Genomic DNA, 5,378 nt, shown 5'->3' with positions numbered 1-5,378 from the left:
TTTTTCTCTCGGGTGATGGGCCGCTTGGAAACCGGCGCCGCGCAAGGCGGCTCCGGTCATGACGCGGTCAATCGGGTATTCAGGGCAGGTCGACCTTGAGGCCACGCCCGGTCTGCACCGCCACGTAGTGGGCGTCCTTCAGGGCCCTGGCAAGATCAGGGTCGGTTTCGTCGAACTCCTTCACGGCAATGCTGCCAAGAGTGATCTGGTGGAGCATCGAGCGATCCAGGCCCTTGTCCAGCAGCACAGCCCTGACGTACCTCAGTTGCCGTTCTGCGGACACCAGCACTTCTTGCCCGGGAAGCGCGGCGGCACGCTGGATCACCAGCGCCAGCGCGCGATCTATGTATTCAACGGGAGTCATGGTCCACCTGGGGAGATAATTCCAAATGCGTCCTTCTGGTTGGAGAACAACTGCGTCGCTCCACCCTTGGCATCGTAGTTCTGGCCCTTGACCGACCAGAAGTCCGTGGTGGGCGCTGCAGTACTGCGCAGCACCTCCACCTTCTGCGTGGTCTTGTAGGAGTTGAGGACCTTCGGCTCGATGGTGTTCGCCGCCCGGTTGGTGCCCATGGGGTTGATCCCCAGTTCGGTCGGCTGGACTTTGGGGCTGATTGTATACCAGTTGCCCTGGGGCGCCCCGGGAGACTGGTACTGCCAGAGGGCCTTGTTCGGGGCCAGGGTCTCGACGCGCACGGGATGGTTGAAATCCAGACCGTTCATGTACGACTCGGCATCGCTCTTCGAATAACCCTTGGACTTGAAGAAGTTGCTCGCCACCTCGCGGTTACCGCGATAGTTGATGTCGTGGTCGAGATCACCACTGCGCCCGAACTTCTTGTTCAGGTACGCGCGTCGTTGCGCCACCTCCGAGGTCACGGCGGCGGTCGGCTTGCGTCCGGCCAGCTTCGGTCCCATACCGAGCAGCGCCAGGCCGGCGACGCCTTGAAGGAGGTCGCGGTAGCCAGGCCCCAGGCGATCACCCAGTTGGCCGAGCAGCTCCATGCCGCCGTAGATGGCGCCGCCCACGACAACGGTCGCTGCCAACACCGCGAGCCCCGCCATGGCCGCCACCACCAGGCCGACGCCCAGGGCTGCCAGGCCGAGGATCTCCAGGCCGCTGTGCACCCAGCCTTCGATGTCCAGCACGAAGGCCACGCGCTCCGTCGGGCCGCCGATGAAGGTGTTCTCGCTGCCAGTCTTGATGTGCGCACCGCAGCTCATCTTGCTGGTCAGCCGGGCCGCCGGCTTGCCATTGATGTAGACCGTGGCGCTGCCTTCGGCGATGACCACTTCGAACGGCCAGTAGGGGTGGTTGCACGGCAGGCCGCTGCAGGAGGACGCGGCGTCCTCACCCGCGCGCATCGCATTGCGGGCGTTGACGAAGACGTTGGGGCTGCCACGTATGAGCGCCCCGGTTGTCGGCTCCGGCAGGTTGAAGATGGTGCTGAGTCCCTTGACCACCTGGAACATGGACAGGCCACCGGCGGCGATGGAGCCAGCCATCACCGCCAATGCGACACCACCCGTGGCGGCCGTTGCGGCGATCACCGCCGCACCGATCAGCGCTCCTGCCACCGCCCCGGCGACCATGGCCGCCAGGCCGAAACCGTGGGCGATCTCATCCCCTAGCCGTGCTGCTGCCTGCGCATCCATCGAGGTACTTCACTTCCTTGCTCGGGCCGTCGGCGGCCCCGGTCAGGCTGCCGGAGGCAGCGGCTTGAGGGTCTGCATCGCCTGCTTCCAGGCCGGCTCGTGGAACGGCAGGTCCTGGGGCGTGGTGGTCAGCGTGGTGATCAGCACCGCCGGCTTGCGCTCGATGAACACCTGGCGAAGCATCAGCACCCGGCCATCGCGCTGCCAGGTGTAGTCCAGCAGCACCGCAGGGGCACCGTTCAGGTTGATGTCCCACTGCTTGACCAGGGTGAACCCGGGCAACTGCTGGCGCGCATTGGCGAGCTGCTGGGCGATGTAGTCGGCGAAGGGCGTGTCGCCCTGGCTGGGGTCGCGGCTGATGACGAAGCTGGCTTCCTTGGCGCTGCCGGTGGCGGGCAGCTTGAAGATGTTGATGCTCTGGTCCTGCCAGGCATCGGGGACGTCCAGGTCCGCCTCGTTGAGTCGGTAGAGAGTCACTGTACTGAAGGCCTTCCCTAGGTGATGGGCTCTGCGTAGGAACTGCCTTATTGACTACGGCACATCATCCTACGCCCGGCGGGCGAAAATCTTCCGGCAACAGGGCTCAACAATCAAGGACAACCCCCCGCGCGATGCTCAGGGCTTGCGCTTGGTCTCGCTTCTTGCCTGGAACGGTGGAAACGGGATCACCTTCAAGGACACCTCACGGCGTGCAGCTCTACCTTTGCCGCAGAACGCACCACCCGCTTTCGGACAAACACCCCATGACGACCGCGCCAAACACCCTCTACGACGACAACGCCCCCGCCCTCGCCGCGCTCTACACGCACATCGAAGGGGCCGACCTGACGGCCGTGCGCGCCGCCCTGGAGGCCCACCCGCAGTGGCTGGCCGTGCCCCTCTTCGGCCTGGCCAGCCAGGGGACGCTGCTGCACCTGGCGGCTCGCCATGGCTGCCTGGAGATCGTCGACTACCTGGTGAAGAAGGGGCTCGACACGGGGGTTCTCGATGGCAGCCACGGCACGCCGCTGGTCGATGCGGCGGGCGCGGGTCACCTCGCGACGGTGCGCTGGCTGCTGGATAACGGCGCGGCGGTGGACGGCGATTGCAGGGGCATCCTCACGCCGCTCATCGCCGCGGCCGTAGGCGGCCACAGTGAGGTGGCTGCGCTGCTGGTGCAGCACGGTGCCGACCTCGACCGCCTGCACCTGCGCCTCAACCAGACCGCTCGCGATACGGCGCTGGTCTGGGGTCATGGGGCGCTGGCGGGGTGGCTGGCTGAACAGGGCGGGCACTGTGCGCAAGAACAGATGGACTACACCCGGGTACGTGGCAGCGGGATCTTCGAGCACATCTTCGAGCGGGTCGGTTTCGTCCTCACGCCCTGCCCCAGCCAGAGGCTGTGCGGGCAGGATATCGACCTGCGGACGGCACTGGTCGGCAACGGCCGGGCCCACAAGCTGCTGTTCACCCTGGGGGTGCACGTTTCCCAGCCGCGCATCGAGCTGATGGTCGCCCTGCCTTACGACTGGCCATTGAACCGCGCGGCCATCACGGCAGACCTGCCTTGCGCCTTCCCCGCCCAACTGCTCTGGCGTGCAGCGCAGGCACGCCTCAAAGGCGAGGCGATCCGCGAGGGTTGGCTGGCCGAGCGCGGGGATGAACGCTTCCGCGACCTGCCCTGGCCGGAGGGTGTCGATGCCATGGTGGCGGTGGACTACCGCTTTCCGCCCGCCACCGAGGGCGCGACCGAAGGCGAGGTGACGCTGTTGCTGCTGGTGCCCATGGGCTATCCCCGTGTAGGGCGGCCTACGCCAGAGAAGCTGGCGGACTGGGCCGGCAAGAAACGCGCGGCCAGTTGGAAGGCGGTGGCGATCAAGGCCTGACCAGTTGCGCCGGGCTCACTCCGATTCGCTGGGCACCAGGTCCGGCCCGCCCAGCCGCTCTCGCAGGTGCAGCGAGGCGCGCAGCAGCGCTCCCCAGATCCCGTCGGCGCTGTTCCAGGGGGCACCGGCCCAGCGGGTATCGGCTACCAGCGCCGTGCGTGCCCGCTCGATGCACACCGTGAGCGTCACCACGACGGGCTCCAGTCTCCAGTCGAACAGCGGGATGCCTTTCCCCACCTGGGCATAGCGGTATTCCCAGATCCAGGCGTGGACGCAATAGATGGCGCGGTTGTGGTCAGGATGCCCAGCGAGCAACGCCAGGCAGGCACCCGTCAGGCGTTCCCCCAGTTCCGGGTCAGCGCTCTCGCGCCAGTACGGCAACAGCAGTGCCTCGAACGCGGCGCCGAAGTTCTGTGGCTCCTCATGCTCGACGCGCGCCTCGTGGAAATACGGCGGCTCGCCAAGCAGGAAGGCACCCAGGGCGTCGCGGGCCAGCGCCTGGCTCAGCACTCTGCCAGGCTCACGTCGGCTCGCCCCGCGGCGTAGCCACAGGTTCCAGCAGCAGGTGATCGAGGGCGCGGGCGCGGCAGGCGCGGACCATGGGCAGCGCGCTTTCCAGGTCGCGGCGGTAGCGCTCGAAGGACTCGCGGGTGATGGCGTAGCGCTCTTCGTAATCGACCAGGCCATTGTTCACCGGGATGGACAGGTAGTAACGGTCGCCGCCTTCTTCGACCCCCAGGGCGAACCGGTGCCGGGGGCTGAACACCACGTCACGCCAACTCACTCGGGGCGCTCCAGGGCGACCAGGGCGCGGTGGTAGCGGGCGACGCGGGCCAGGTCGGCCTCGCCCAGTTCGGGCAGGCGGGTGACATCGAGGTTGTCGCGGATGTCTTCGCGCTTGACCCGCCGGGCCAGGTTGTTGGGACGGATGCGCTCGATGAAGGTCTCGTAGGTCTCGCCTTCACGGCGGCTGAGGCAGTCGACGGCCTGAACGACGGTCTCGGGGATGCCGAGGATGCGCAGGTCCTCGAGCTTGACGTCGCCATCCTCGACCACGTCGTGCAGCACGGCCGCCATCTGCGCCTCAGGGTCATCGAAGCGCAGCATCAGCCGCAGGGGGTGCAGCACATAGGCCCGTCCGGCCTTGTCCCGTTGGCCGGCATGGACACGGCAAGCCAGGGCAATGGCGGTTTCCAGTGGGGTATTCATTCCTTGGGCTCCTCTGTGAAGGGCGCGGAGATTAGCAGCCTGAAACCTGCCTTGCCGGAACTGAGACACGCCACGCAGCCTTGGCGGCATCCGATGGACAGCCTCCGGGGGCTGCTCTAAAACGGTTGCCGGCCCTGCTCGCCAGCGTGCAGCCCAGGCTACGCAAGGATTCGCGGATATCGGAAAAAACGCTCGGCAACGGCCTCGTCTGCTACAACTTCGACCAGGGTTTTCCCGCCCTCCCGGCTTGCCGGGCAAGTCGATTTCCTGGCGACGGGCCGCTGACGCGGAACCACGCCCCGGCGGTGGCATACGAGGCAAGGAAGGCGATGCAAATCACTCAATCGACCCGCATGGCGAAAGTCAGCAGCCCCCTGGGCGCCAACGTCCTGGTACTGGAACGGCTGGACGGCCATGAACAACTGGGTCGCCTGTTCGACTATGAACTGAGTCTGGTTTCAGAAAACCCCGCCATCAAGCTCGACGCATTGCTGGGCAAGCCCATGGGGCTCTCGGTGGAGCTGCCCGACGGCGGCCAGCGCTACTTCCACGGCATTGCCGCGCGCTGCAGCCAGTCCTCCGGCACCGGACAGTTCGCCGGCTACCGCGTCACCCTGCGGCCCTGGCTGTGGCTGCTGTCGCGCACTT

The 5,378-nt window shown here is 66.7% G+C and carries 8 protein-coding genes; 2 read left to right on the top strand and 6 right to left on the bottom strand.

All coding sequences use genetic code 11. The annotated features are described in order from the left end of the window. Positions 1 to 79: 79 nt before the first annotated feature. The 3 genes from A7D27_RS26545 to A7D27_RS26535 are packed head-to-tail and all read right to left on the bottom strand — an operon-like array spanning position 80 to position 2,133. Positions 80 to 364, bottom strand: a complete 285-nt coding sequence (locus tag A7D27_RS26545) for an immunity protein Tsi6 family protein (RefSeq protein ID WP_069566640.1) — start codon at positions 362 to 364, stop codon at positions 80 to 82. Further along, positions 361 to 1,656, bottom strand: coding sequence for a polymorphic toxin type 46 domain-containing protein (locus A7D27_RS26540; RefSeq protein WP_069566639.1), 1,296 nt, complete (start codon positions 1,654 to 1,656; stop codon positions 361 to 363). Before A7D27_RS26540 ends, A7D27_RS26545 begins: the two co-directional genes overlap by 4 nt. Before the next feature lie 42 nt (positions 1,657 to 1,698). Continuing rightward, complete coding sequence (locus tag A7D27_RS26535) at positions 1,699 to 2,133, bottom strand: DcrB-related protein (protein WP_069566638.1); 435 nt, start codon at positions 2,131 to 2,133, stop codon at positions 1,699 to 1,701. Positions 2,134 to 2,399: 266 nt separating this feature from the next. Between A7D27_RS26535 and A7D27_RS26530 the strand changes: the two genes are divergently transcribed. Continuing rightward, on the top strand, positions 2,400 to 3,521 hold the full coding sequence (locus A7D27_RS26530) for an ankyrin repeat domain-containing protein (protein WP_069566637.1): 1,122 nt from the start codon (positions 2,400 to 2,402) through the stop codon (positions 3,519 to 3,521). 15 nt (positions 3,522 to 3,536) lie between these two features. Here A7D27_RS26530 and A7D27_RS26525 read toward each other — a convergent pair whose 3' ends face one another. Genes A7D27_RS26525 through A7D27_RS26515 form a run of 3 tightly spaced genes read right to left on the bottom strand, consistent with a single transcriptional unit; the run spans position 3,537 to position 4,730 of the window. Further along, positions 3,537 to 4,031, bottom strand: coding sequence for a hypothetical protein (locus A7D27_RS26525; RefSeq protein ID WP_069566636.1), 495 nt, complete (start codon positions 4,029 to 4,031; stop codon positions 3,537 to 3,539). 10 nt (positions 4,032 to 4,041) lie between these two features. Continuing rightward, on the bottom strand, positions 4,042 to 4,305 hold the full coding sequence (locus tag A7D27_RS26520; protein ID WP_069563656.1) for a hypothetical protein: 264 nt from the start codon (positions 4,303 to 4,305) through the stop codon (positions 4,042 to 4,044). Next, positions 4,302 to 4,730 carry a GTP pyrophosphokinase gene (locus A7D27_RS26515; RefSeq protein WP_069563655.1) on the bottom strand — a complete coding sequence of 143 codons (429 nt, stop codon included), beginning with the start codon at positions 4,728 to 4,730 and terminating at the stop codon, positions 4,302 to 4,304. The genes A7D27_RS26520 and A7D27_RS26515 overlap by 4 nt, the downstream gene beginning before the upstream one ends. Before the next feature lie 329 nt (positions 4,731 to 5,059). Here A7D27_RS26515 and A7D27_RS26510 point away from each other — a divergent pair. Further along, a partial coding sequence (locus tag A7D27_RS26510; protein WP_256557223.1) for a contractile injection system protein, VgrG/Pvc8 family occupies positions 5,060 to 5,378 on the top strand: 319 nt, incomplete at its 3' end.

Origin of the sequence: Pseudomonas sp. 1D4, assembly GCF_001728925.1 — a bacterium.
Classification (GTDB): Bacteria; Pseudomonadota; Gammaproteobacteria; order Pseudomonadales; family Pseudomonadaceae; genus Metapseudomonas; species Metapseudomonas otitidis.
Note: the sequence above shows the minus strand (reverse complement) of the source record. Positions and strands in the feature narration are given on the sequence as shown.

Bases quoted from the DNA above. Each gene is read 5' to 3' on its own strand.
- A7D27_RS26545 (WP_069566640.1), bottom strand. From the start codon at position 364: ATGACTCCCGTTGAATACATAGATCGCGCGCTGGCGCTGGTGATCCAG.
- A7D27_RS26540 (WP_069566639.1), bottom strand. From the start codon at position 1,656: ATGGATGCGCAGGCAGCAGCACGGCTAGGGGATGAGATCGCCCACGGT.
- A7D27_RS26515 (WP_069563655.1), bottom strand. From the start codon at position 4,730: ATGAATACCCCACTGGAAACCGCCATTGCCCTGGCTTGCCGTGTCCAT.
- A7D27_RS26530 (WP_069566637.1), top strand. From the start codon at position 2,400: ATGACGACCGCGCCAAACACCCTCTACGACGACAACGCCCCCGCCCTC.